General features: G+C 63.0%; 25 protein-coding genes and 1 pseudogene. 18 read left to right on the top strand and 8 right to left on the bottom strand.

The features are described from left to right. The first annotated feature begins 544 nt into the window (after positions 1–544). Positions 545–2,146, top strand: coding sequence for a peptide chain release factor 3 (locus tag AAGS40_RS24450; RefSeq protein ID WP_345815591.1), 1,602 nt, complete (start codon positions 545–547; stop codon positions 2,144–2,146). 241 nt (positions 2,147–2,387) lie between these two features. Next, entirely contained in the window at positions 2,388–4,919 is a 2,532-nt protein-coding gene (locus AAGS40_RS24445; protein ID WP_345815590.1) for a GNAT family N-acetyltransferase, read from the top strand. A 7-nt stretch (positions 4,920–4,926) separates the two neighbouring features. On the opposite strand, the gene AAGS40_RS24440 is transcribed toward AAGS40_RS24445, so the two are convergent. Next, positions 4,927–5,472 carry a hypothetical protein gene (locus AAGS40_RS24440; RefSeq protein ID WP_345815589.1) on the bottom strand — a complete coding sequence of 182 codons (546 nt, stop codon included), beginning with the start codon at positions 5,470–5,472 and terminating at the stop codon, positions 4,927–4,929. A 182-nt stretch (positions 5,473–5,654) separates the two neighbouring features. After that, complete coding sequence (locus AAGS40_RS24435; protein WP_345816562.1) at positions 5,655–6,443, bottom strand: IclR family transcriptional regulator; 789 nt, start codon at positions 6,441–6,443, stop codon at positions 5,655–5,657. Positions 6,444–6,805: 362 nt separating this feature from the next. On the opposite strand from AAGS40_RS24435, the pseudogene AAGS40_RS24430 reads away from it, so the two are divergent. From AAGS40_RS24430 to AAGS40_RS24400, 7 genes and pseudogenes are all read left to right on the top strand, one after another. Continuing rightward, positions 6,806–7,093, top strand: a pseudogene (locus AAGS40_RS24430) (hypothetical protein); the annotation flags it as partial. A 33-nt stretch (positions 7,094–7,126) separates the two neighbouring features. Next, a complete protein-coding gene (locus tag AAGS40_RS24425) occupies positions 7,127–7,453 on the top strand; it encodes a UxaA family hydrolase (RefSeq protein WP_345816560.1) in 327 nt (108 codons plus the stop codon). A 42-nt stretch (positions 7,454–7,495) separates the two neighbouring features. Next, positions 7,496–8,815 carry a UxaA family hydrolase gene (locus AAGS40_RS24420; protein WP_345815588.1) on the top strand — a complete coding sequence of 440 codons (1,320 nt, stop codon included), beginning with the start codon at positions 7,496–7,498 and terminating at the stop codon, positions 8,813–8,815. A 73-nt stretch (positions 8,816–8,888) separates the two neighbouring features. Continuing rightward, entirely contained in the window at positions 8,889–9,929 is a 1,041-nt protein-coding gene (locus tag AAGS40_RS24415) for an aldo/keto reductase (protein ID WP_345815587.1), read from the top strand. Positions 9,930–9,936: 7 nt separating this feature from the next. Continuing rightward, entirely contained in the window at positions 9,937–10,773 is an 837-nt protein-coding gene (locus tag AAGS40_RS24410) for an amidohydrolase family protein (RefSeq protein ID WP_345815585.1), read from the top strand. A 45-nt stretch (positions 10,774–10,818) separates the two neighbouring features. Then, the gene (locus AAGS40_RS24405) at positions 10,819–11,562 is read left to right on the top strand and encodes an SDR family oxidoreductase (protein ID WP_345815583.1); all 744 of its coding nucleotides are present in this window, start codon (positions 10,819–10,821) and stop codon (positions 11,560–11,562) included. A 46-nt stretch (positions 11,563–11,608) separates the two neighbouring features. Beyond that, positions 11,609–12,457, top strand: a complete 849-nt coding sequence (locus tag AAGS40_RS24400; protein WP_345815582.1) for an ureidoglycolate lyase — start codon at positions 11,609–11,611, stop codon at positions 12,455–12,457. Positions 12,458–12,485: 28 nt separating this feature from the next. On the opposite strand, the gene AAGS40_RS24395 is transcribed toward AAGS40_RS24400, so the two are convergent. Then, positions 12,486–12,920, bottom strand: coding sequence for a PaaI family thioesterase (locus AAGS40_RS24395; protein WP_345815581.1), 435 nt, complete (start codon positions 12,918–12,920; stop codon positions 12,486–12,488). A gap of 270 nt (positions 12,921–13,190) precedes the next feature. Here AAGS40_RS24395 and AAGS40_RS24390 point away from each other — a divergent pair, with 270 nt between their 5' ends. Further along, the gene (locus tag AAGS40_RS24390) at positions 13,191–14,813 is read left to right on the top strand and encodes a methyl-accepting chemotaxis protein (RefSeq protein ID WP_345815580.1); all 1,623 of its coding nucleotides are present in this window, start codon (positions 13,191–13,193) and stop codon (positions 14,811–14,813) included. Positions 14,814–14,925: 112 nt separating this feature from the next. On the opposite strand, the gene AAGS40_RS24385 is transcribed toward AAGS40_RS24390, so the two are convergent. Further along, positions 14,926–15,129, bottom strand: coding sequence for a cold-shock protein (locus tag AAGS40_RS24385; protein WP_006047528.1), 204 nt, complete (start codon positions 15,127–15,129; stop codon positions 14,926–14,928). Between the two features lie 261 nt (positions 15,130–15,390). Between AAGS40_RS24385 and AAGS40_RS24380 the strand changes: the two genes are divergently transcribed. After that, positions 15,391–15,621: a hypothetical protein gene (locus AAGS40_RS24380; RefSeq protein WP_345815578.1), complete on the top strand. Its 231-nt coding sequence runs from the start codon at positions 15,391–15,393 to the stop codon at positions 15,619–15,621. Between the two features lie 51 nt (positions 15,622–15,672). Here AAGS40_RS24380 and AAGS40_RS24375 read toward each other — a convergent pair whose 3' ends face one another. Continuing rightward, entirely contained in the window at positions 15,673–15,996 is a 324-nt protein-coding gene (locus AAGS40_RS24375) for an HNH endonuclease signature motif containing protein (protein WP_345815577.1), read from the bottom strand. A gap of 50 nt (positions 15,997–16,046) precedes the next feature. Beyond that, positions 16,047–17,156 (bottom strand): AGE family epimerase/isomerase, encoded by a 1,110-nt coding sequence (locus AAGS40_RS24370; protein WP_345815576.1) that lies wholly within the window; start codon positions 17,154–17,156, stop codon positions 16,047–16,049. Positions 17,157–17,419: 263 nt separating this feature from the next. Here AAGS40_RS24370 and AAGS40_RS24365 point away from each other — a divergent pair, with 263 nt between their 5' ends. The 6 genes from AAGS40_RS24365 to AAGS40_RS24340 all read left to right on the top strand — a co-directional run bounded on the left by AAGS40_RS24365 (position 17,420) and on the right by AAGS40_RS24340 (position 21,947). Continuing rightward, entirely contained in the window at positions 17,420–18,106 is a 687-nt protein-coding gene (locus AAGS40_RS24365) for an MgtC/SapB family protein (protein WP_345815575.1), read from the top strand. Positions 18,107–18,658: 552 nt separating this feature from the next. Continuing rightward, entirely contained in the window at positions 18,659–18,817 is a 159-nt protein-coding gene (locus AAGS40_RS24360; protein WP_345815574.1) for a hypothetical protein, read from the top strand. A gap of 543 nt (positions 18,818–19,360) precedes the next feature. Then, a complete protein-coding gene (locus AAGS40_RS24355) occupies positions 19,361–19,657 on the top strand; it encodes a hypothetical protein (protein ID WP_345815573.1) in 297 nt (98 codons plus the stop codon). 203 nt (positions 19,658–19,860) lie between these two features. Continuing rightward, a complete protein-coding gene (locus tag AAGS40_RS24350) occupies positions 19,861–20,736 on the top strand; it encodes a 3-hydroxyacyl-CoA dehydrogenase family protein (protein ID WP_345816559.1) in 876 nt (291 codons plus the stop codon). A gap of 64 nt (positions 20,737–20,800) precedes the next feature. Next, positions 20,801–21,412: a flavin reductase family protein gene (locus AAGS40_RS24345; protein WP_345815572.1), complete on the top strand. Its 612-nt coding sequence runs from the start codon at positions 20,801–20,803 to the stop codon at positions 21,410–21,412. A gap of 100 nt (positions 21,413–21,512) precedes the next feature. After that, positions 21,513–21,947: a cupin domain-containing protein gene (locus AAGS40_RS24340; RefSeq protein WP_345815571.1), complete on the top strand. Its 435-nt coding sequence runs from the start codon at positions 21,513–21,515 to the stop codon at positions 21,945–21,947. 1 nt (position 21,948) lies between these two features. Here the strand turns inward: AAGS40_RS24340 and phaZ are convergent, their stop codons facing one another. Continuing rightward, positions 21,949–23,352, bottom strand: coding sequence for a polyhydroxyalkanoate depolymerase (phaZ, locus tag AAGS40_RS24335; protein ID WP_345815570.1), 1,404 nt, complete (start codon positions 23,350–23,352; stop codon positions 21,949–21,951). A gap of 215 nt (positions 23,353–23,567) precedes the next feature. Here phaZ and AAGS40_RS24330 point away from each other — a divergent pair, with 215 nt between their 5' ends. Then, positions 23,568–24,221 (top strand): glutathione S-transferase family protein, encoded by a 654-nt coding sequence (locus AAGS40_RS24330; protein ID WP_345815569.1) that lies wholly within the window; start codon positions 23,568–23,570, stop codon positions 24,219–24,221. 144 nt (positions 24,222–24,365) lie between these two features. Here the strand turns inward: AAGS40_RS24330 and AAGS40_RS24325 are convergent, their stop codons facing one another. Continuing rightward, entirely contained in the window at positions 24,366–26,357 is a 1,992-nt protein-coding gene (locus AAGS40_RS24325) for a Cache 3/Cache 2 fusion domain-containing protein (protein WP_345815568.1), read from the bottom strand. Positions 26,358–26,468 lie beyond the last annotated feature (111 nt).

Raw genomic sequence — 26,468 nt, 5'->3', positions numbered from 1 at the left:
TTGCGGACGGGCGTTCCCAGGCGATCCGAAACATTTGCGCTGCGCGCCGCAAGGTCATTCCGTTTTCGTGCCAAGTGTTTTGTTTCCCGGTTGGTCCAAGGTTTTTGGTGCGGAAGCCGAAGCCTGCAGGTTCACCGTTAGCTGCGATTCCAGCGCCGTGACATCAGGTCCCGAAAACGCTCACCTTTGCGTACGCCGAATGCAGAAATCCGACCTCCGCATCTCATCTAATGCAGCGACTCTTCGATTTCCCACGCAGACAGCCGGCGCGCCTTGCCGCCTACGGCCGAAGCGCCGCACCACCCGCCTTTTCCCTACGCCGCGGCCTATGACGTGTATCATTCGTTCCCTGCGCTGTTCTGCGCCGGCGATTCCCGTATGGTCGAACGCTTGTTCGTGACCTGATTCCGACGCGGCGAAGTGGCCATGTGATGTGGGTTGCGGCCCACGCCCGCAGCTCGACGCCGCCGCGCCAGACGCGGCACACCGGCCGCCGCAAGTCGCCCGGAACCGCCTGAACCCCTATCCGTGACCGCCAGACCCGATGTCAGTCTCCGAACTTAAACGCCGCCGCACGTTCGCGGTCATTTCCCACCCGGACGCGGGTAAGACCACGCTCACAGAGAAGCTGCTGCTGTTCTCGGGCGCGATCCAGATCGCCGGCACCGTGAAGGGCCGCAAGAGCAACCGCTACGCGACGTCCGACTGGATGGAGATCGAAAAGCAGCGGGGCATTTCGGTAGCCAGTTCGGTGATGCAGTTCGAGTACGGCGACGCCGTCATCAATCTGCTCGACACGCCGGGCCACGAAGACTTCTCTGAAGACACTTACCGCGTGCTGACTGCGGTCGACGCGGCCGTGATGGTCATCGATGGCGCGAACGGCGTTGAAGCGCAGACGCTGAAACTGCTCGAAGTGTGTCGTAGCCGCAAGACGCCGATCGTCACGTTCATCAACAAGCTCGACCGAGAAGTGCGCGAGCCGCTCGAACTGCTCGATGAAATCGAGCAGCATCTGGGCGTCGCCGCCGTGCCGTTCACCTGGCCGATCGGCATGGGCAAGGATTTCCAGGGCGTCTACGACATTCAACGCGATCAGGTTCGCCTGTTCCGTGCCGGGCAAGAAAAGGCGGGCGGCGAAGTGGAAACGCTGCAGGCTTTGAGCGACGAGGAAGGCGAGCGCCGCTTCGGCCATGCGTGGGTCAAGGCGAAAGAAGAGATCGACCTGATCACCGGCGCGACGCCCGATTTCGATCGCGAAAAGTTTTTGGCGGGCGACCAGTCGCCGGTGCTGTTCGGCTCGGCAATCAACAACTTCGGCGTGAAGGAAATTCTCGACGCGCTCGTCGATCTCGCGCCGCCGCCTTCCATGCGCATGACCGTGCAGCGTCCGGTCATGCCGGACGAACCCAAGTTCACTGGCGTCGTATTCAAGGTGCAGGCGAACATGGACCTCGCGCACCGCGACCGCGTGGCGTTCATTCGCGTATGTTCAGGGCGTTTCGAGCGCGGCATGGCCGTCAAGGTGACGCGCTCGAACAAAACGTTTCGCGCCAACAATGTGGTGACGTTCCTGTCGCAGCGCCGCGAGACGGTGAGCGAGGCGTATCCGGGCGACATCATCGGTATTCCGAACCACGGCACGCTGAGTCTCGGCGATACGTTGACCGAAGGCGAGCAGTTGCAGTTCGTCGGCCTGCCATTCTTTGCGCCGGAAATTTTCCAGACGGTGGAAGTGGTCGACCCGATGCGCGCCAAACAGCTTGGCGAGGCGCTCAAGCAACTCGGCGAGGAAGGCGCGATTCAGGTGTTCCGTCCCGAAGTGGGCGGCCTGATGATTCTCGGCGCGGTCGGGCAACTGCAGTTCGAAGTGGTGGCGCACCGCCTGTCGACGGAATACAAGGTCGATGTGCGGATGGCGCCGGCGCGTTACCGCATGTCGCGCTGGGTCACAAGCGACGATCCGGCGGAATTGCGCCGCTTCACCGATTCCTACGCGGCGCGGATTGCACTCGACGCATCGGACGCGCCGACGTATCTCGCTTCGCATGTGTCGGAAATCGAAGTCGCGCAGAAGGCCTGGCCGAAGATCGTGTTCAATGAATTGCGCGAGCATTCGGGCGCGCCGTTCAAGAAAGCGATGTAAAGCATCCATGACGGGTGCCCGCGCGAGCATCTCTGTCGCGCGGCCCCACAGCCGCTCGATGCCGGGCGGCTTCATCCCGCTTCAATCCCGCTTCAATCCCCCCCCCGCATCCATCCCGCAAACGCCTGAACGTGTTTGGGTGCGCGCCATGACGACGACCCAAAGCGCCATCCCGCGACTTCGCCTATTCTGACGAAGGCGCGTGCCATCTGCCGCCGCGTCGTCCATTCACGGAGCGCCTGTGACCGTTCGCAATCTCGACGCCGTGTTTCGCCCCAAGTCCGTCGCTGTGATCGGCGCGTCAGCGCGTGCGGGCAGCATCGGCGCGATGGTGTGGGCGCGCGTGCTGGAAGGCGGCTTCCAGGGGCCGCTATGGCCGGTCAATCCGAAATACGAGACGCTCGACGGCCGCCCCGTGATTCACAACGCGGGCGATCTGCCCGAGCCGCCCAGCGTCGCGCTGATCTGCACGCCGCCCGACACGTGGCCCGGCATCATCCATCAGCTCGGCGGGTTGGGCACGCGCGCGGCGATCATCGTCGGCGAAGCGCGCAGCGATGACGATCGGCTCGCGCTGCGCCACGCGCTTTCGGCGGCGCGGCCACACCTGCTGAGAATCGTCGGACCGGGCAGTCTCGGCGTGGTGTCGCCGGCGCTGCACGCGCAACTCGGCGCACCTTCGTGCACGGTGAAGGCGGGCGGCGTGGCCTGGGTGTCGCAGTCGAACGCGTTGACGAACGCCGTGCTCGGCTGGGCGCGCGCACGTGGGCTGGGTTTCTCGCATGCAGTCGCGCTCGGCGGCGAAGCGGACGTCGACGCCGGCGACGTGCTCGATTATCTGGCGAGCGACCCCGGCACGCGCGCGATCCTGCTCGAACTGGAGACGGTGCGGGCTGCCCGCAAGTTCATGTCGGCGGCTCGTGCGGCGGCGCGTAACAAGCCGGTACTGGCGCTGCGCTCGGGACGTGCCGATCCCGCCGACCCGCTTTACACCGCCGCGTTCCGGCGCGCGGGCATGGTGCGCGTGGACTCGCTCGACGATCTGCTCGACGAAATCGAAACGCTCGGCGTGGGCCGCGTAGCGGCGGGCGCCAGTGCGACGCTCATTACGAGCGACCGCGGCCTCGCCACGCTTGCCCGTGACGCGTTCGCCGCGGCGGGCGACACGTTGGCGACGTGGCCGCCCGAGGCGTCGGGTGCATTGCGAGCGGTGCTGCCGCACGCGGTCGGCGGCAATCCGTTGCAGCTTGGCGACGACGCGCGGCCCGAACACTTCGGCACGGCGCTCAAACTGCTCGCCGACCATCGCAGCACAGGCACGGCGTTCGTCGTGCATGCATCGACGCACAGCGCGCCGGTCGGCGAAGTCGCGCGGGCGCTGATCGCCAGTCAGGGCGTTGCGTATCGCGGACTGCTTGCATGCTTTTTCGGCGGCGTGGATTCCGCCACGCGCGACGCGCTGCACGCACAAGGCATTCCGGTGCATACCACGCCGCAGCGGCTCGCCCGCGCGTTCGCCCGTCTCGTCGATTATCGGATGGGGCGCGAATTGCTGATGCAGACGCCGGAAGGTCTGCCGGCACAAGTGCCGGAAGCGATCGACGCCGCGCAGGCGCAGGCCCGCGAGGCGCTCGCGGCAGGTGAGCACCAGCTAACCGGCGACGCAGCGGCGCGGTTGCTGTCGCGGTTTGGGCTCCAGGTCGAACGCCGGCCGGCAGACTCGGCGCCTTCCGGTTTTGCCGAGCGGCGGGCGGCCAAGGTCGCCGAGACGAACGTGGCCAAAGGCGCGGAAGAGGGCACAGCGAGCAGCGGCGACACAGTTGCGCACCAAGTCGGGAAGACCGGCGCGTGCGAGCAAGCCGTGCCGGAGACAAAGCCGATCGTCGGCATCGCCGTCGACCTCCACGACGACGACAATTTCGGCCCGGTGTTCCGCTTCACGGCGCCATCGTCGGACGGGGTTTCCGAGCCGTTGCGCGTGTATGGGCTGCCACCGCTGAACCCCGTGCTTGCGCGCGACATCGTCACGCGTTCACCGTACGCGCGGCTCGTTGCGCCGGAGCCTGCGTTGGCCGCCCTTACGGCGCTATCGCAAGCGGTGTGCGATGTGAAGGAGATCGTCGGGCTGTCGTTGACGCTGAGCGTGTACCGCGATCACGTCGCGGTAGTGGACCCGGTGCTCAGCATTGCTGCGAGGCGCAGCCGCCTCGCGATCGTGCCTTATCCGCGCCGCTTCGAGGAAACATTGGACTGGCAGGGGTTACGCGTCACGGTGCGGCCGATCCGTCCGGAAGACGAAGCCGCCCACCACGATTTTGTCGAGGCGATGACGCCGGAGGATTTACGGCTGCGCTTTTTCGGCACGGTGGGCAGTTTCGACCATTCGCAACTGGCGCGCATGACCCAGATCGACTATGACCGCGAAATGGCGCTGATCGCTACCGTCCACAGCGAAGGGTTCGAACGGACACTCGGCGTGGTGCGCGCCGTTGCCGATCCCGACAACGAGACGGCCGAGTTTGCGGTTGCGGTGCGTTCCGATCAGAAAGGCCGGCGGCTGGGCCGGCTATTGATGGACAGGATCATCCGGTATGCGAAAGCGCGCGGCATCCATTGGCTCGTTGGCGAAGCGTTGCGCGAAAACACGCCGATGATTTCGCTCGCGAGGGCCTTCGGTTTCACGATCACGCAAACCGAAGACCCGGCGGTGGTGGGCTTCAGACTGGCGCTGGACGGGCCCGCGCCTGAAGCCGCTCAGCCTGCGAGCGCGTAGCGAACGCTCAAGCGGCCAGCTTCCCCGCCGCGTCATTGACCTGTGCCCGCGTCACCGACAGCTCTTCCAGCCACGCATCCGCATACACCGCGCCGGTCTCACGTTCCAGACGCGCGATGGTCGCCGCACAGCGGGTTGCATCCTTCGCTGTGGCGATGAACGACTTCACCGATTCACCCGCCTTGAACGCGTCGAAAAGCGGCACGCGGATGTCGTCCGGCAGCGCACGCGAGGTCCACTGATACGGCTTGCCGTTGTACGTGAACTGCGGCGGCAGAACGCGTTCCTTCTTCGCGGCCGGGATCAGCCCATAGGTGCGGGCCGCTTCGCCGATCTGTTCCGGCGAAAAGAGTTCGTCCGGGCTGATGTCGAATTGCCGGATGAAAGTCTCGATGCTTTGCATCGCCGCTGCGCGATCGTCACGGCGCTTTTGCGCGTGAGCGACGAGATCGCGCAGTTCGTCGGCTTCCTCGGGCGTGATCGTGAAGCTCGACTGCTTCTGCTGAAGTTCAGAGAAACGCTGGAATTCGGAATCGGTCAGAAGTTTCGCCATTGCTAGTCGATGAGCGCGCACAAGGGGTCTCATGCGGCGTGATTTTTGAGAGGGTCGCCATTCTAAACCATGTGCGAAAACGGCTGACGGCCGATCGTGCGTGCGGCCCGTGATAGCCCGCGACAGCTCGTGACGGCTCGTGACGGCTCGTGACGGTTCGTTGCGCTCTGCAAGCCTGAAAATCAGGCCGCGCGTTCGCGGAACATGGACAGCGCCTGTACCGTCTCGCGCAGTAGCGACGTGGCTGCTTCCAGCGTCGGCGCAACGTATTCGTCGATGCGCCGCAAATACGGGCAGGTGAGCGCGGCAATGGCCTGGCCGGAGGGGCCCAGAATCGGAAACGTCACGTCGGTCACGCCGAACGTCTGCTGACTGTCCTTCTGCGAAAACCCGGCGAGCCGGATCCGTTCGCAAGCGTTTTCCAGAGCGTCGCGATCGATCGTCACCTCGCCTTTTACCTTCGTATGTTCGGCCAGCATCTGTTCGCGTTGTTCGACGCTTTGAAGCGCGAGCATCACGCGGCCCGAACCCGTGTCGATCAAACCGACGCGCGAGCCTAGCCGCACCGACATGCCCCACGTGCCGGGTCCATCCACTTGCGCGATGACCAGCAGATTGCCACGGTCGTAGACAACGAGGTGACACGATTGCTCCGCAGCATCGGCAAAGCGCTGCATGAGCGGCAGCGCTTCGGAGATCAGCCGGTTCATCGGCGGATGACGATGCGCGAGTGCATATAGCTTCAGACTCAGCGAATAGCGATCGCCGCCGGCCGAGCGCACCACGTACTGCCGTGCGACCAGCCGTTCGAGCATCCGGTACATCTCGCTCGCGTTGCGTCCCAGCAGCTTGGTGATTTCGGCGCGCGTAAGCCCTTCTTTCTGCTCGGCGAGCAGTTCGAGGATATCGAGACCTTTATCGAGCGCGGGAGCGCGGTATCGGTCGGCGTCGTCTTTGTCTTCTGCGTCCATTGCAAGCGAGTGTACGTAAGTTCTTCTCATTATCTGGTGCACGAGCGTAAGTGCGTCGCGAATCTCCTAACAGGCGACGGCCGCCTAGGGAAAACACGGACGCTTGGTGCAGTGCACATCCCTTGACTTCGAAAAGTCCGTATATGAATAATACGTTCATTGGTGAATGAATGACCACCATGACTGGTAACCAGCGCAGGACGCATGTTCCGGTTCACGCAGTTCCCACATTGATAAGCAGTCAGGAGACAACCCTATCGCTCGCGAGCGGGCCGCAAGCGGCCATCCGCCTGTTGCGCAGTTCGTCCTTTGCCGTCGCGGCGGCCGCCGCCTGAACTTCGGCGTGCAAGGCATCGTGGTCGGCCCGCAGAGGCGGCACATCGCTCGATATGCCACCGTCGTTTTCCTCGCTTGCAGCCACGAACGTGCTCTCACCGCCGCTTTCGGTGTAGCTCGCGGCCGCGGCGTTTGCGATTGCCGCGCTTGTGTTGCATTCCCACCGGCTCGGCGTACGCTCCGGCGTATTGTTGCCTGGCGTCGTACAGAACCTGCTGACGCTGGTGCGCGTGCCGTCATTCGGGATTCGGGCGATCTACGGCGCGATCATTCTCGGCTCGCTGAGGGTGGTGCGTCTTGCGAGTGGCGAAGGCCGGAACCAAACCGCAGCTTCACGGAGAACCCATTTGACCAGCCCCTTGTTGTCCACTGATCCGCGACTCATACTGCTCAGTCCCGCCGACAACTGTCTGATCGCGGCAGCACGCCTCGACGCGGGCACGCAGATCGAGATTGAAGGCGAGATCGTGACGCTCGCGAGGACCATCGACCTGGGTCATAAACTCGCGCGCCGGCAGCTTGCGAAAGACGACAAAGTGCTGCGCTATGGCGCCGTGATCGGTCATGTGACCGGCGCGGTGGCGCGCGGCGAGCATCTGCACACGCATAACCTCGAAAGCGACTACCTGCCCACCTATACGCACGACGCGGGCCATGAGTTCATCCATCACTGATGCGCTCACTATCACGCGGCCATGCGCTGCGCTGGAACGATCATGACTGACACTTCCGTAGCATCTGCCGCCGCCTCGCCACCCATGCTGCAAGGTTATCTGCGCAGCGACGGCCGCAAGGGTATCCGCAATGTAGTCGCGGTCGCCTATCTGGTCGAATGCGCGCACCACGTCGCGCGTGAAATCGTCACGCAGTTTCGCGAGCCGCTCGACGCGTTCGACGACCCGTCCGCCGAGCGCGACCCGCCGGTTCATCTGATCGGCTTTCCGGGCTGCTATCCGAACGGCTACGCGGAAAAGATGCTGGAGCGGCTGACCACGCATCCCAACGTGGGGGCCGTGCTGTTCGTGTCGCTCGGTTGCGAGAGTATGAACAAGCACTATCTCGTCGATGTGGTGCGCGCAAGCGGCCGTCCCGTCGAAGTGCTGACGATTCAGGAGAAGGGCGGCACGCGCAGCACGATCCAATACGGCGTGGACTGGATTCGCGGCGTGCGCGGACAACTCGCCGCGCAGCAACGGGTGCCGATGGCGCTGAGCGAACTGGTGGTGGGCACGATCTGCGGCGGCTCGGACGGCACGAGCGGCATTACCGCCAATCCCGCCGTTGGCCGTGCGTTCGATCATCTGATCGACGCGGGCGCCACGTGCATCTTCGAGGAAACGGGCGAACTGGTGGGCTGCGAGTTTCATATGAAGACCCGCGCGGCGCGACCGGAGTTGGGCGAGGAAATCGTCGCATGCGTGGCCAAGGCGGCGCGCTACTACTCGATTCTCGGTCACGGCAGTTTTGCGGTCGGCAACGCGGACGGCGGCCTCACCACGCTGGAGGAAAAGTCGCTCGGCGCGTATGCGAAGAGTGGCGCGTCACCGATTGTCGGCATCGTCAAACCCGGCGATGTGCCGCCCACCGGCGGTCTTTACCTGCTCGACGTCGTGCCCGACGGCGAGCCGCGCTTCGGCTTTCCGAATATCAGCGACAACGCCGAAATCGGCGAGTTGATCGCGTGCGGCGCGCACGTGATCCTGTTCACGACGGGACGCGGCTCGGTGGTCGGCTCGGCGATCTCGCCGGTGATCAAGATTTGCGCAAATCCGGCCACGTATCGCAATCTTTCCGGCGACATGGACGTGGACGCGGGCCGCATTCTCGAAGGCCGCGGTACGCTCGACGAAGTGGGTCGCGAAGTATTCGAGCAGACCGTGGCCGTGTCGCTCGGCGCGGCGTCGAAGTCGGAAACGCTCGGACATCAGGAATTCATTCTGACTTACAAGACGTTCGAGCCGGTCGGACCGGCGTGTTTGCCGGTTTCGCCAAGCACGGGTCAGATGCACCGTGTGGTGGCAATTGAGCCGCATTGAACGGCGCGAGCGCGCGTAACCTCAGTCGCGCTTGCTTACCGCCACACCATCATTACAACAGGAGACGCGCCCGATGACGGCAACTACCGGCTCGAAGATCACGCGGCTGCGCGAGATTGGCCGCACCGGCCTGAAAGTGACCGGCCTGGGCCTTGGCACGGCGCCGTTAGGCGGCTTGTACCGCGATCTTTCCGACGAGGAAGCCCACGCAACCGTCGCCGCAGCGTGGAACGCCGGCGTGCGCTACTTCGACACCGCGCCGCACTATGGCAATACCAAAGCCGAACATCGGCTGGGCGACGTATTGCGCCGCTATCCCCGTGCCGACTACGTGCTGTCCACGAAAGTGGGGCGTCGATTCGTGCCGCGCACCACGCCGCTCGACGACAGGGAAGGCTGGCAAAACCCACTCCCTTTCGAGGCGATCTACGACTACACGCACGACGGCATTCTGCGTTCGTTCGAAGACAGCCAGCAGCGGCTGGGCATTGTCCAGATCGACATCCTGCTGGTACACGACATTGGCCGCGTCACGCATGGCGAGCACAACGGACACTACTGGCAGCAGTTGACCGAAGGCGGCGGTTTTCGCGCACTCGACAGGTTGCGCGCCACCGGCGCGGTGAAAGCGGTGGGGCTTGGCGTCAATGAAGGCGCGGTCATCCTCGATGCGCTGGCCGAGTTCGATATCGATTGCGCGTTGCTCGCGGGGCGTTATACGCTGCTCGAACAGACCACGCTGGAGGACCTGTTGCCGGCCTGCGAGCAGCGCGGCGTCAGCATCCTGTTAGGCGGCGCGTTTAATTCGGGCATTCTGGCGCGCGGCGTCGAGGGCGATCTGAAATTCAATTACGGCGATGCGCCGCGCGAGGTGATCGAGCGCGTTGCACGGCTGGAGGCGGTGTGCCGTTCGTTTGGCGTGCCGCTCGCGGCCGCCGCCTTGCAGTTTCCGTATGCGCATCCGGCGGTCGCCACCGTGCTGACCGGCGCGCGCAGTGCCGACGAATTGCGTGAAAACGCGGCGTCGTTCGAACAGCCGATTCCGGCGGGCCTGTGGTCCGCGTTGCGCGAACAGGGCTTGCTCGACCCGCGTGCGCCCGCGCCAGAGGATTGATTCGACGATGTCCATCGACGCTCACCAGCATTACTGGGACCCCGCGCGGGGCGACTACGAGTGGCTTACTCCGGACTTGAAGACGCTGTACCGGCCGTTCGCGCCGGCCGATCTCAAGCCGTTGCGCGAGCAGGCGGGCATCGGGCGAACAGTCGTCGTGCAGGCCGCGCCCACCATCGACGAAACGCGTTATCTGCTCGATCTCGCGCGTAGCGAGACGTCGATCGCGGGAGTGGTCGGCTGGGTGCCGTTGCTGTTGCCCACCGCGCCGGCATTGATTGAGGCGTTTGCACACGATCCGAAGTTCAAGGGCGTGCGGCCCATGTTGCAGGATCTGCCCGACGACACGTGGATCGCGAACCCCGATCTCACGCCTGCGATCGAATCCCTGATCGCGCACGACCTTGCGTTCGACGCGCTGATCTATGCGCGTCACGCCGAGCATGTCGAAACCTTGGCAAAGCGCTTTCCCGCGCTGCGCATGGTGATCGACCACGGCGCGAAGCCGCCGGTCCGGGATGGCCGCGCTGGCTGGCAAAGCTGGGCCGACGCGATCACACGGCTCGCGCAGTTACCGAACGTGCAGTGCAAGCTGTCGGGTCTCGCCACCGAAGCGGCGCCGGGCTGGAGCGAGGAAACGCTGCGGCCGTATGTCGAGCATCTTCTCGCGACGTTCGGTCCTACGCGCCTGATGTGGGGCAGCGACTGGCCCGTACTCAATCTGAACGGCGATTACGCGCAGTGGCATTCGACGGCAGAGTCGCTGCTCGCGTCGTTGGACGAGGCCGAGCGCGATGCGGTGTTCGGCGGCAACGCCGTCGCGTTCTACAGGCTGGGAGAATAGCCGCTCACTTTTGACGATTCGAAGCCTTTTCACCTGGAGTCGCAGATGACACAAAGACTGGCCGGCAAGACGGCACTGATCACCGCAGCGGGACAAGGTATCGGGCTCGCCACCGCGGAGATGTTCGCGCGCGAAGGCGCGCGCGTGATCGCGACGGATATTCGCCTCGACGGCCTGGCCGGCAAGCCGGTCGAGGCGCGCAAGCTCGACGTGCTCGACGGCGAAGCCATCAAGGCGCTGGCCGCTGAAATAGGCGCCGTCGACGTGCTGTTCAATTGCGCGGGCTATGTGCACGCCGGCACGATTCTCGAATGCAGCGAGGAAGATTGGGACTTCGCGTTCGACCTGAACGCAAAGGCGATGTACCGCATGATCCGCGCGTTTTTGCCGGCCATGCTGGAGCGCGGAGGCGGCTCGATCATCAACATGTCGTCGGCGGCGTCGAGCGTGAAGGGGGTGCCGAACCGCTTCGCCTATAGCGCGTCGAAGGCGGCTGTGATCGGCTTGACCAAGTCCGTCGCTGCGGATTACATCACGCGTGGTGTACGCTGTAACGCGATCTGCCCGGGCACGGTGCACTCGCCCTCGCTCGAACAGCGGATCGTCGCGCAGGCCGAGGCGCAGGGCGCATCGCTCGAAGCCGTGCAGGCGGCCTTTGTTGCGCGTCAGCCAATGGGCCGCATCGGCAAGCCGGAAGAGATCGCCGCGTTGGCGCTGTATCTCGCTTCCGACGAGTCGTCGTTCACCACGGGTCACGCGCACGTGATCGACGGTGGCTGGTCGAACTGACCGCCGCCCATCAACGAATCGAACACCACTGATAAGGAAGTGCCAGATGAAACTGCTTCGTTATGGCCCGAAGGGCCAGGAAAAGCCAGGTTTGCTCGACGCGCAAGGCAAGATTCGCGATCTGTCTGGCGTGATCGACGATATCGACGGCGCCGCGCTGACCGATGCGGGCCTCGCCAGACTGCGCGCGCTCGACCCGGCCTCGCTGCCGGTCGTGGAAGGCAATCCGCGCATGGGACCGTGTGTGGGCAAGATCGGCAAGTTCATCTGTATCGGCCTGAACTACGCGGACCACGCGGCGGAATCGAACCTGCCGGTGCCGACCGAACCGGTCATCTTCAACAAGTGGACGAGCGCGATCATCGGCCCGAATGACGACATCGAAATTCCGCGTGGTTCGAAGAAGACCGACTGGGAAGTGGAACTGGGCGTCGTGATCGGCAAGCCTGCCAAGTACGTGGACGAAGCCAACGCGCTCGATTACGTCGCCGGCTATTGCGTGATCAACGACGTCTCGGAACGCGAATGGCAGATTGAGCGCGGCGGTACGTGGGACAAGGGCAAGGGCTTCGACACGTTCGGCCCGATCGGCCCGTGGGTGGTCACGCGCGACGAAGTGGCCGATCCGCAGAATCTGAGCCTGTGGCTCGAAGTGGACGGCCACCGTTATCAGAACGGCAGCACGAAGACGATGGTGTTCGGCGTCGCGAAGCTGGTCTCCTATGTATCGCAGTGCATGAGCCTGCAACCGGGCGACGTGATCTCGACCGGCACGCCGCCGGGCGTGGGCATGGGCGTGAAGCCGGAAGCGGTCTATCTGAAACCGGGGCAGACGGTGCGCCTCGGCATCGAAGGCCTCGGCGAGCAGACGCAGAAAACTTACGCGGCAGAATAATTCGCTGCAGGAACGGCGGGCTGTGCGATCAGCCCGCCGGCTCGTGCGCGCCGGTGTCGCCGATTCGGTTCACCGTGCCTTGCGCCACGGCTACCAGCTTTTCACGGTCGCCATCCATCACATACACGTTGCACTGGCAGGTCGCCTGATGGCGCCCTGCGTACACCACTTTCGCACGCGCGATCAGCGTGCCGTTTATCGCCGGGCGCAAGTAGTTGATCTTGTACTCGCCCGTCACGACCTTCGGACCCAGCGAGAGCGCGCCCGCGAACGTCAGCGCGTTGTCCACGAGATAGCTGATGACGCCGCCATGCACGAAGCCATGCTGTTGCCGCAGGTCGTCGCGAATCGGCAGGCTGAGCGTCAGTTCATGGGTGCCCGTGTGCATCAACTCGGCGCCTAGCAGCATGCTGAATGGCTGGGCATGCAATGCGCCGCGAGCCCGGTCGAGAAGGTCGGTCATCGTGTTTCCTTCGGGCAGGGCCCGCAGTGGGATACGCACTGACGTGCGTTGTGCAGTCCCTACCCACTCTAGGAAGCGCCTATAGACGCCGTCAAGGTGAATCAGAAATATCTCTTTGGCATTGTTGCGCCGAATGACGTGAATCGCGACGTTGGCCGATGAAAGGCGCGTCCGCGCGGATCCTCACCGCCATTGACCTCAAGCAAAATTGCCGATTGCCGTTAACCCTAGGCGTAGGTCCCGTCATTCTTTGCTCTCAGGTGATTCACGATGTTCAGCAAGATCAAGGTCGCATCTGGCCTGTTGTGTGTTCTGGTCGCGTTTTGCGTTTTTCAGGTCGTCACGGTGGGCTTGGGGTTCTGGTCGCTCACGCGTACACATGACGACGTCGGCGATCTGTCGAATATTGCGTTGAAGCAGGTGGACGCGGTCAACGAAACGACCCAGCATCTGATGGATGCACGCATCAACCTCTCGCGCGCCGGTACGCGCATGGTGCGCGGCGGCGCGGAGCCAGCGGACATCGTTCAGCATGCGCGTGAACAGATCACGGCGGCCGATCAATCGTTCGCTGCGTTCATGAATGCGCAGAAGACCAGCGACGAAAACAACGCCCGCGCCAATGCATTGGCCGAGCGTTACAAGAAGCTGCACGACGCGCTCGCCGAACTCGCGCAGTACCTCGACGCGAACAACATTCAGGCGTTCCTCGATCAGCCGACCCAATCGTTGCAGGACGCTTACCTCGGCGAGTCGCGCAACTTCGTGCAATTTGGCGACGCCGCAAGCCGCGCGTCGCTCGATTCGATCGACGCCCGCATGAGCGCATTCCGCGCGGTCAGCGTCGCTATTCTGGTGGTGCTGATTGCGGGCACGGTCGGCGTGTACGCTGCGCTTCGCCGTGGCGTCGTGGCGCCGCTGGAGGAGGTCGGACGTCATTTCGACCGCATCGCTCAGGGCCGCCTCGACCAGCCGATCACCGATCGTGGCACGAACGAAATTGGCCGCCTGTTCTCAGGACTCGCGAAAATGCAGGCGAGCGTCGCGCGCACCGTGAAAACCGTGCGCGAATCCGCCGACTCGATTCACCTCGGCGCGAACGAGATTGCGACCGGCAACGCCGATCTGTCGGCGCGTACGGAGAATCAGGCGGCGTCGCTCGAAGAAACCGCGTCGAGCATGGAAGAACTGACCGCGACCGTGCGGCAGAACGCCGAGCATGCGCGCGAGGCCAACGCACTTGCCGAGACTGCGCTCAACGCAACGTCGCGCGGCAGCGAAGTGGTCAACGAGGTGGTGGAGAAGATGCGTGGCATTGCGCAAAGCTCGGACAAGATCGCCGAAATCATTTCGGTCATCGACGGCATTGCATTCCAGACCAATATTCTCGCGCTGAACGCGGCAGTGGAAGCGGCTCGGGCGGGCGAGCAGGGCCGCGGCTTCGCCGTGGTGGCAGGCGAAGTGCGCGGCCTCGCGCAACGCAGCGCGCAGTCGGCGAAGGAGATCAAGACGCTGATCAGCGAATCGGTCGCCGAGATTCAGGGCGGCTCGACGCTCGTCGAGCATGCAGGCGAAGCGATGAGCAACGTGTCCGCTTCCATCTCACGCGTGACGCAGATGATGGCCGAGATCAGTGCGTCGTCGCTGGAGCAGAGCACGGGCATCGAGCAGGTCAATCAGGCAGTCGTTCAGATGGACGAGATGACGCAACAGAACGCTGCACTCGTCGAGGAAGCTGCCGCAGCGGCTTCTTCGCTGCATCAGCAGACGCAGCAATTGAAGCAGGCAGTTTCTGTGTTCGAAATTTCGGAATCTGTGTTGCGCGCGCAACATTTTGACGAAATGCCGGCGCACCACCCGGATTTCGCGCTGGCGGAAATGCGCGCCGTTTAAGCCGCGACGTTGCCTGGAAATAAGGCATCGCCAAATAAAATGGCCCGCGTGAGCGGGCCATTTTGCATTCAGACGCGAACGCCTAAGTGCGCTTCAAAGTACCTGTTGGTACTTAAGCCGGCGTGATGTTCGCAGCTTGCTTGCCCTTGGGGCCCTGCTTCACTTCGAACGACACTTTCTGGTTTTCCTGCAGGGACTTGAAGCCGCTGCCTTGAACTTCAGAAAAGTGCGCGAACAGGTCTTCGCCGCCGTCGTCCGGCGTGATGAAGCCAAAGCCCTTTGCATCGTTAAACCACTTCACAGTACCTGTTGCCATTTTTGATCCAGTAAATGTTGTGTGTTGCATTCGCGACCGCTTTCTCAACACGAGATCGGGCGCGAAGTGAGAGTTGTATCACGTCTTTATGATGGACGCCAATCAACCAGTATTCGGGTATTCCCCCGTCCGGCCATTTTTCGGTCTCGCGGAGGCGTTTGAAAGGCTTTCCCACCGATAGGGTAAACTGCCTGCATTACGCTTCCAGGAAAAACATTGACACATTATTTGCAGGAAGAACTTTCGTCGTTCTGGAGTCGTTTGACCCCCTATCTCGCGATATTGGAGTCTAAATCTCCTCAGGAAAACGTCCTGGACCCGGTCGGCCGCATCACCGTGGACACCGAAAATCACCAGGCTTTCGCCCTTCACATTACCGATCAGAAGCCGCCCGGCGACGCATCGGACACCCCCACCGGCCATAGTGCAACATTTATGCGATCCAGATCGGCCGACTCCGACTGGGGACCGTGGCAGCGCGAAGAATTCTGACCCACCGCCCGAGCCAACGCCCGGTTGGGTGATGCGCGGGGCATCGACGCTTCACCCTTTTCTGGCGCTGCGGCGCGTGCGTTCGTAGAAATCGGCTGGCTTGGTACGAACCCAGCGAACGAACGTTCGCACGGCCTCGTCGGTAAGCAGCGCCTCGACTGTCGAAAAGCGCTGCGCCAGTTCCGCCTCTGAAAACAGCGCATGAATCTGCCGATGGCAGATCCGGTGCAGGGGCGCGACCTCTTTGCCGCCTTTCGTCCTGGGTATCCAATGGTGCAGATCGCGCTGGCTCGGAGGGATTGGCCGCCCACACAGTGGGCAGATTTCGTCGGCGGGCGGCGGACGATACCAGGGCTCTACGATCTTTTTAGCCATAACGCATTAACGGGTAAAAAGCCGGCACGCAACCGAGTCTGACCGCATGGTCAGCGCGGCAGCGCGTCGTAGGCGGTGGCGAGGTGGTACGGCGTAGTGGAGGGCATATCGGCGCGAGCCACTTCACCTGCCGGTGTCTTGCATTCGAACCAGCCCTCGGGACGCAAAAAACGTTGCCGGAAAAGCGCAATCTGTCGCGGCAAGGCATCGCGCGAGGCGGCGTCGCCGTGGCTGGCCAATGCCCGCAAATACTCCGTCTGCGCCCAGATGCGCTGGGTGGCGTCTCTGATCGCGCCGTTTTCATCGAGCGATGCGCACACGCCGCCCGTTTCTGCGTCCACGCCGTGGCGCTGCGCGAAGCTGAACGCGCGCTCCAGCGCGTCGTTGAGACCGTAGGCCTCGAACAGTTCGGGCGCCTGCTTCACCAGCCAGTACCACTCGAACTGATGTCCAGGTTCGAGGAGGTTGTCGCGCGCGCCAACCGGCAATTCGGCAACGCAACCCGTCGGCACATGCACGAAATGCGCTGCGATTGCGCCCGCGAGGCGGCGCAATGCGGCGTCGAACGCGTTGTCACGCGTGGCGGCGCGCGCGGCCAGCCAGGCTTCGGTGAGATGCATCAGCGGATTCTGGATCGGCGTGCCGGTAACACTGGCGAAGTCCGCGCTCAGCGCGGCGTTGAACAGGTCGCCGTCTGCCGCGAACTTAGACTCGATCAACGCAGAAGTGCGATGCACGGTTTCGAGCGCGTGACGATTGCCCGAGCGTCGGCCGAATTCCGCGCACGCGAAGACCACGAACGCATGGGTGTAGAGATCTTTCGTCGTGTCGAGGGGCGCGCCTTGCGCATCCACGCTGTAGAACCATCCTCCATGACGCGTGTCATGAAAGGTATGCACCAGCGAGTCGAATAGCGTTTGTGCGTGAGCGGCTTCGCCCGCCTGCGAGAACACGAATAACTGACGTGCGCAGGCCATCGCCCGATAGCGCACCGCAGGCAGCGGGCGGTGAGCGTCAGCGCTGACCGCTTCGTACGGCAGGTTCAGCGAGGTGTTGAAACCTGCTCCGCGCCACATAGGCAACACGACGCCCGCAAATTGTTCTCGCAGTGCGTCGGCAAGCGCGATCGTGGAAGTGGCGGAAGGTTTCGTGCTCTGCATAGTCAATCGATGTGATTCGGTCAGTCCAAGCGCACGCGAGTTTGCGCTGTTTTGCCGTTCCGCTATTCCGATAAAAGAGGATGAGCCGGCCGTTGGATACGCGGGCCGCACGTCTGACGACCTCCTGCGCATTAACCGTGTCCTCGTGACGTAGCGCCCCCGGGCTCGCGGCGTGCGGCCTAGGATAAAGCAAACGGGTGCCGCTGACACTGCGCGTCGCGGCGAGGAGCACTTCAAAATATTTCAGACCAGGAGGAAAAATAATGTTGGGAAATCTGGAACTCGTTTCCCGCCTGTTCATTGCAGCGGCGCTGGGCAGCGTGATTGGCTTCGAGCGCGAACGGCTTTCATGGGCCGCGGGCTTGCGCACGCACATGCTCGTCTGCGTGGGCTCGGCGCTCATCATGATCGTCTCGGCCTATGGCTTCGCCGAAGTGCTGACCACCGACCACGTCGTGCTCGATCCGTCGCGGATGGCCGCCCAGGTCGTGTCGGGCATCGGGTTCCTTGGTGCGGGCTCCATTCTGCTGCGCGGCGAGATCGTGCGCGGATTGACCACGGCGGCGAGCTTGTGGTCGGTCGCCGCGATCGGGCTGGCGGTTGGCGGAGGACTGTACACGGCGTCGATCGCGGCGACCCTCATCATTCTGGTCATCCTCGCCGGCATCAAGCCGCTCGAGCGACGCTTCATCAAGGTCAAACAGCGGCGTCAGATGACGATGATCGTCGAGCGCGGCACGCTGACATTTCATTCGCTGCACGAAGAACTCGGCGCCGCGAGCCCACGCGTCAAACAGTTCGTGATGCAGCAAAGTGACGACGCGCCCGAGTGCGACGAGGTGCTGATCACGCTGCACCGCGTATCGACGCCTGAATACGCGGCGATCTGCTCGCGTCTGCGCCAACTGCCTGGCGTAAAGGAGTTTCGCGACGACGATGCGACGAGCTGAGTGCGCGAAAGCGGTGTCCATGGCTTCGGCGTGTCACGTCCGGAAAGCGCCGCGGACGCTAGCGTTGCGAGCAATATGAAAAGCAGGGCGGCGCGGACGGGCGAGCCGCGCACTTGCAGGGAGTGATGCCATGGGGCGGCCTCAGGGACATTGCCGCGATTTGCCGACCCTACGCTACGCTTCACGCCGACGGCGAGCATGCACGTCGAGCACTCATCCGCTAATCAAAGACACGACCGGCCATTGTCGCAATCTGGCTTGCCCAGACGTGACCTCTTTCCAACCGCGCCCGCAGTTTTGCTGATCGCCTGTTCGCGCTTAACGAACGCGTTCATCTGCGCCCGACGCTGCGTTGCCGATGCTGCGCCGTCCAAGATCCAACCTCGCGATTTTAGGGTCGTTGTCATGACGCGACGCACCATGTAGAAAAGACCTGCGGCGACAGGCCACACCTCAGAAATTGCTGCATTGCACTAGATTTTGGCTAGGGAAAACCCTATAATCTTTCTTAAGGGAAAACCCTAGCTAACGTAGTCACAACCGGGAGTCGCCATGAGCTTCATTTTTGCACTGTTTCAAAAGGTCAGCGACCTCTTTGCGTCGCCCCATCTGCCGCTGGATTCGGATTACTCGTACGCAGCGCGTAGTCGCGAAGCGGAACGTATCCGCCGCTCGCAAGGCACGTTGTTCGGCGTCAAGCTGAGCGACTAAGACCAGGAGTCGTATTGCCCTGAGCGCCGACACCGCGCACGGGCGCGCACTTTGGGTGCGCATCGCTTCACTCGAGCCACTGTTCGCGAAAACGCGACCGGTGGCTTTTGTTTTTCCGATCGACTCCCGTGATTGGGATGTCGGCAGCCGCTACGAAGACGTATGCGTCATCACGCGGGTGCGGACACAACTGCTCGTGAAGGGGCAATGCATCTGCAGTGCATCTTGATGTGCGCCCACCGCCCGCCACGCGTTCCAATATTTCTTCCCCGAAATGAATGTAACGGAGCCTGACAATCCGTCAGGCTGGCGGACGCGTCGCCTACGCCGGGCGCTTCGGCAGAGGGCGCTCAACCGCACACGCGGCCTCTCTCATCAGACCCTATCTCTGAAATACGAGCTTACAAGTGCTCACGTCTTCGCGCAGTTTGCGACGTTAAAGTTTTTCTCAAGCGAACGGCGTCCGGTTCGAGTCCATTAAAGGGCTTGGCAGATACCGAACACGGACGCTGGCTCGATATCAACTTTGATGGGAGGTTCACAATGAAAACCTTTAACAAGACGTCGCGTACGCTTCTTGCAACTCTGGTGGCAGGTGGTGCGCTGCTTGCAGCCGGCAGTGCTTTTGCTCAGGAGCGGGTGGTGGTCCAAAATGGCCCCGGCCCGGCAGTCTACGGCCAGCCGCACATGACGCCGGTCGGTGTGTCGATCAACATCGGGTGGCACGGCGATCGTTACTACGACGGACATCGCTACTGGGCTCATGACGACTGGATGCGTCATCATCCGCACGACTACGATCCGCACCATCACGACGACCCTCGTCCGCAGCACTATTGATCCAGTCACGCCTGAGCGCCGCAATCATGCGGCGCGCCGTGACCGTTGCAGTGCCCGCCAAGCCGGCTCTTCCGTAAGGAAGGCCGGCTTTGCTTCGTTTGGCCTTGCGTTCGGGCGCGCTGCGCTATGCTAGAAAACTTTCATCGACGGTAGCGGAGAGCGGCGTGGACAAGGCAGTGATTGGCGTAGTAGGAACCGGGCTGATGGGCGTGGGCATTGCAACGCAAAGCGCGTTGCATGGGCACAGGACGATCGTTCACGACGTCGATCCCGCGCGGCTCGCAAGCGTCGCGCCGAAAGCCGAAGCGGTGCTCGATGAATTGATCGACGCCGGTCGCATCGACGCGGCCGCGAAACAGGCAGCGCTCGCGTGCATCGAAACGCACGCGCAGCTCGACGTGATGGCGTCCGCGCAACTCGTCATCGAGGCAATTCCCGAAGTGCTCGACCTGAAGCACCGCCTGTACGCTTCGCTGACCGGGTTGCTGGCCGATGACGCCATTCTCGCGAGCAACACCAGCGGCTTTCCGCCTGACCAACTGGCCGTGCCGTTGCGTGCCAGGGAGCGCTTTCTCATCGCGCATTTCTGGAATCCGCCGCACATGATTCCGCTTGTCGAAGTCGTGCCGGGCACCGCCACCGCGCCGCAAGTGACCCAGCAAACCGCCGCGCTGATGAGCGCGATCGGCATGGAGCCGGTGGTGCTGGAAAAAGCGATTCCGGGCTTCATCGGCAATCGGCTGCAATTCGCGGTGCTGCGCGAGGCGCTCAACATCGTGCGTTCGAAAGCTGCGACGCCTGACGAGGTCGATCGGGTGATGAAAGCGTCGCTCGGACGCCGGTGGGGCATCGTTGGCCCGTTCGAAGGCGCGGACATGGGCGGGCTCGATACGTTTCTCGACATCGCCTCGCACCTGATGCCCGAACTGGCAAAAGACGAAGACGTGCTGCAATTGCTGCGTGAGCAGGTGCAAGCCGGCCGGGTCGGCGTGCGAAGCGGCGCAGGATTTTACGATTGGGACGACGCGCACCTGGCGCGCGTCAAGGAAGGCCGCAAGCGCGTGATCAGCCGCGGGTGATCTTTCTCCAGGTGCAGCTCCCGGATTCAACTCCGCCTTAAATTCATTCCCGAGCAAACCCATCATGTCCCACTACTTCTACGATCCCGCCATTGGCCACGGCCTCCCGCACGATCCGTTCAAGGCGATCGTCGCGCCACGGCTGATCGGCTGGATTTCTTCGCGCGCCGCCGACGGCACGCTGAACCTGGCGCCCTACAGTTTTTTCGGCGCGTTCGCCACCTTTCCGGCAATCATCGGCTTTAGCAGCGAGGGCCGCAAAGACAGCATCTCGAACATCGAAGCCACCGGCGAATTCGTGTGGAATCTCTCCAGCAAGCCGCTCGCGGAACAGATGAACCGCTCGTCGGCGCCAGTCGGGCCGCACGTCGACGAATTCGAACTTGCCGGATTGACCCCTGCGCCAGGCCGCAACGTAGCCGTGCCGCATGTAGCGGAATCGCCGGCCGCGCTCGAATGCAAGCTGCTGCAGGTCATACGCCTTCATTCGCTGGACGGCAAGCCAATGGACAATTACCTGTCGCTCGGCCAGGTGGTGGGCGTGCATATCAACGAGGCGTATTTAAAGGACGGTCTGTTCGACACGCACGCCGCGCAGCCAGTCATGCGCGCGGGCTATCGGGCCGACTACGCGCAGATCGGCGACATGTTCCAGATGTTCCGGCCGACATCCTGATGCCGGCTGCTTCGCGCTGAACGATTGGCCCGCTTGATGCTTGCAACCGACGCTAGCACGCGTCGTTTTCAACTGCCGGCTCATCACGAGGAGCGCGATCATGTCCACCGAATTCGCCACGCAATTCAGCCACGTCCGCCCGCAAGACACGTCCTACGTGGATCAGGGGTTACGCGACTTTTTTCTCTACCGCGATCTGGGCATTGCGCAGGCGACCGGCGGCAAGGTGCTCGCGCAACTCGTGAAGGCGAATCACGCACCAGAGCAAGGCACCGGATGGCACCGTCATGAGGCCGACTTTCATATTGTGATCATGTTGAAGGGCTGGGCGCGCTTCATGTACGGCGACAAGGAAACGCTGGTCGCGGCCGGGGATTGCGTTCACCAGGCACCGGGCATCGTTCATTATCTGTTCGACTACTCGGAAGATATGGAGTACATCGAAATAGTGTCCCCGGCGGATTTTAAATCGATAGAGGTGGAAGGGCCGTGCGACGTGCCCAGTGTCACGCCCTGGAAGAGCGTTGCGGCCTAGGTTAAGGCTCAATCTCCCGTCCGTCTTCCGCTGCATTGGTATTGGCTGCACCGTCAGCGCTGACTTCCATATCCACCACGGCTGCCGCCACCGGCGCAGCCGCACTCACTTCAGCCGCCTTTGCAGCCGGTACGGGTTGAATGGTCCGCGCGCTTGAACTGAGCAGCACCGCGCGCGGTTCATTGTCGTAAATCACAGCGCGCACGCGCGGGTAGATATGCCGCTCCCAGCGGTGCCCGTTGAAAACGCCGTAGTGCCCCACGCCGGTCTGCACATGATGCGTCTTCAGATAGGGCCGAAGTTTGTCGCACAGATCCTGTGCGGCGAGCGTCTGACCGACGGCGCAGATATCGTCCTTTTCGCCTTCTACGGTAAGCAGGGCGGTGCGGCGAATTTTCGAGGGCTCGACGAGACGCCCCTCCACCTCGAGTTCATGCAGCGGCAGCGCATGCCGCTGAAAAACCGTGTCCACGGTTTCCAGATAGAAATCGGCCGTAAGATCCATCGTCGCGAAATATTCTTCGTAAAACCGGTGAATCGTGTCAGCTTTGGCCGGATCGCCCTTGGCGCGCTCGTAGTACATGGTCTCGAACGAATCGAGGTGACGGTTCAGATTCATCGCCATGAAAGCGGTCAATTGCACGAAGCCGGGATACACGCGCCGCTGCGCGCCCGCAAAGCCGAACGGCACGGCGCTGATCAGATTGCGTTCGAACCATTCCAGCGGCTTGCCCTTCGCGAGCGCGTTCACGCGTGTCGGATTGATCCGCGTATCGATCGGGCCCGCCATCAAAGTCATGCTCGCGGGTTGCGCGGGGTGGTCGTCGGCGGCCATCGTGGCGACCGCGGCCAGCGCCGCGACGGTCGGCTGACATACCGCCACCAGATGGGTGGCGGGTCCGATCGTCTCCGTGAACTGGATCACGTGCTGCACGAATTCGGTGAAGCCAAAGCGGCCGTGGCTTAACGGCACGTCGCGCGGGTTGTGCCAGTCGGTGATGTAGACGTCGTGGTCGGCGAGCATCGTGCGCACCGTGCCGCGCAACAGCGTGGCAAAGTGCCCGGACATGGGCGCAATCACCAGAACGCGTGGCTGCGTATGCGAAAGATGGGTGTCCTTACGGAAATGGACCAGCGAACAGAATGGGGTGTGCGCGGCGATTTCCTCGACGATGCGAACCTGCCGGCCTTCCGCCGTCACACGGTCGATGTCAAACGGCGGCCGCACGGAAGTCAGCCCGGCGAGTGTCAGGAGTTCGCAACCAGCGCGAAGCGAGCGCCCTTGCGCAGATTCGCCGAACGCTGGCCACGCGTCGAGCGCATGGGTCATCAGTGCCGCGCTGTGCCGCATCGGCAGCATCGCAGCAGCGAAAGCCTCGTAGGTAGGATATGCGAACAGGTTCATAACCCTTGCACGAATGCCAAAGGGGGAAGCACAGATTAAGGCAAGTCATGTGCCAATCGGGCACGTGGACCGCAGGGTGCCGGCCGCGCATTGGCATAGCATTTGCGCATCCCATTGAGGCAGGCGGGAAATGCCGTGCTTTGGTGCGCCGGCGCACGGCATCGTGCATGCAGTCATCGGCCGCCAGCCGAACGCCACCTCGGGAGATGATTCATATGGCGAATACCACGCTCACTATCAGCAGCAAGAATTATTCGTCCTGGTCGCTGCGCGGCTGGCTGCTTGCCCGGTTCAGCGGACTGCCTTTCGAAGAGATCGTGGTGTCGATCGACGACCCTGCGGCCCGTGCCGAACTGCTGTTGCTGTCGCCATCGATTCTGGTGCCCTGCCTCGTTCACGACGGCATCAAGGTCTGGGACACGCTCGCCATCGCCGAATATCTGAACGAACTCCGACCGGAAGCGGCGTTGTTGCCCAACGACGTTCGCGCACGCGCGCATTGCCGTTCGATCTGCGGCGAGATGCACTCGGGCTTCGGTTCGTTACGCTCGGCGCTGCCAATGAATCTGAAGGCGCATTTCCCGGGCTTCAAGGTGTGGGCGCGCGCGCAGTCCGATATTGAGCGGATCGTCACGATCTGGGGCGAATGCCTGAAACAGTATGGAGGACCGTTTCTGTTCGGCGAGCGCACCGCGGCGGACGCCATGTATGCGCCGGTGGTGACCCGCTTCGTGACGTACGACGTGAAGCTCGATCCGGAGATCGTCGATTACGGCCAGCAGATCATGGGCTTGCCGGAAATGCAGGAGTGGATTGCGGGCGCGCAACAGGAAGTGGAAGAGATCGACGAACTCGACGCAGAATTCTGACACGCGCGACACGCGTTCCCGTTGACGAGGAGCGGCGCGGCGAAAACGAACGTTGCGAAACAGACGCCACCAAGCGGACGCCACCAACCGAACGCCACAAAACAGCCGCCGCATTTTCGTCGAAGCCGCGCGCTTGCCGACCGATCAGCCGTGCTCGGGTTCGAGTTTGAACACACTGACCAGTTGCGCAAGCCGCGCAGCCTGATCGCGCAACCCGGCTGCCGCGAGTTCCGCTTCGCCGACGATCGTCGCATTCTGCTGGGTTGCCTCGCCGATTTGCGAAACCGCGATATTCACCTGCTCGATGCCGCCCGACTGCTCGCGCGACGCCACACTGATTTCGCCCATGATCGCGCGCACCTGGCCGACCTGCTGGACGATGCCTTGCATCGTCGAACTCGCTTCTTCGGCGATGTGCAGCCCGCTTTGCACCGTCGCTGAAGACTCCGCGATCAGCGCCTCGATCTCCTTGACCGACGCCGCGCTGCGCTGCGCCAGTGCGCGCACTTCCGACGCCACCACCGCGAATCCCTTGCCGTGTTCGCCCGCGCGGGCCGCTTCGACAGCCGCGTTCAGCGCGAGGATGTTCGTCTGAAACGCGATGCCTTCGATGACGCTCGTAATTTCAGCGATCTTTTGCGACGAGCGGCTGATCTCGCCCATGGTCGACACGACGCGCTCCACCGCCCGTCCTCCTTCTAGCGCGGCGTCCGCAGCGGTCGTGACGAGCGTGTTGGCTTGCGCCGCGTGGTCGGCATTCTGCTGCACGGTCGAGGTGATCTGTTCCATGCTCGCCGCGGTTTCTTCGAGACTGCTCGCCTGCGTCACGATGCGCGCGGCAATGTTGCCGCTGCCCGCGGCGATTTGCTCGGTGCCGTGCGACATATCCGCCGACGCGTTGCGCACCTGAGAAACGATGCGCGCGAGACCTTCGCCGATGCCGTCGATCGACTGCATCAGGCGGCCAATTTCATCGGCGCGTGCGTGGCGTCCGCTCGAACCGGCTGCTTGCTGCGCGACGCGCACACTCAGATCACCCGATGCAAAGCGTTCCGACGCCCTGGCGGCTTCGTCGAGCGGACGACTCACGAGACGCCGCACCGCGATCAGGAAGACCACGGCGAATACGCCGACCAGCACGAAGCCGAGCGCGAGGAACCAGTTGCGCGTGGAAATGATGTCGGCCATCACTTCGTCGCGCGGCGCGACGCCGCCCACGAGCCAGTGCCACTCCGGGACGGTCACGAAGGAGACGAACTTATCGCGTGCCTGATGCTCGCCCAGCGTCGCGTCGGCCGACCTGAATTCGAGTTGACCCTCTTTCATGTCGAGCATATGCCGATAGGGTGCGTTCGCATCGTCGGCGCTCTGGCCGGCTGCCGCTGGATGCACGATCAGCTTGCCGCGGTCCGCGCCGTTCGACGCGTCGAGCACGAAGTAGTAACCGCTATCGCCGATCTTCAGACTGCGAATCCCGTCCTCCACCGACTGGATTTCCTTGTCCACGTTCACGCCGACGAACAGCGCGCCGATCACGCGGCCGCTTGCGTCGGTCATCGGACGGTATTGCGTGATCAACCGCTTGCCGAATAGCGTGGCAAGCCCGGTGTAAGAGCGGTTCGCGATGATCGACGCGTAAGCCGGCGCATGGCGGTCGAGCAGCGTGCCGATAGCGCGTGAGCCGTCCTGCTTTTTCAGCGACGTCGTCACGCGGACGAAATCGTCGCCGGTGCGTGCGAACACGGTGGCGACCGCGCCGCTGCGTTCGAGAAATTGATCGGGAATCGTGAAGTCCATGTTCAGCACTTTGTCGCCGGCTTTGATGGCGGGCGTCGCGGAGCCGCTGATGTCGATTGTCTGCGTGTCGTCGAGGCTGTAGCCGTCGGGCAGGAAACTCGCGAAGAGCGACATGGAACGGTCCACTTCGGCCGAAAGTGCCTTGTCGAACAGCGTGATCATGGCGGAGATGGAGCGGTCGCGATCGGCGATACGGTCGAGGACCTGTTCGCTGACCTGCCCGCCGGCAGTGCGCGCGAGCGCCCAGGCGAAAGCGGAGAAAATCAGCGCGACCAGCACGCAGGACAGCACGGCAAGCCGTGCGCCTACGCTGGCGCGGCGCAGAGAAGGGAATTCCATGGGCAAATGCAATGAAGAGGAGTCGAGCGGTGCGCCGGCCATGCAGGCATGGTCAGCCTTGATTGCATGTTTACGGCAGCGTCAGGCGAATTCTTTAGGGTTTTGGAAAGC

It is taken from the genome of Paraburkholderia sp. PREW-6R (genome assembly GCF_039621805.1).
GTDB lineage: Bacteria > Pseudomonadota > Gammaproteobacteria > Burkholderiales > Burkholderiaceae > Paraburkholderia.
This window is presented reverse-complemented; position numbering and strand designations above follow the sequence as displayed.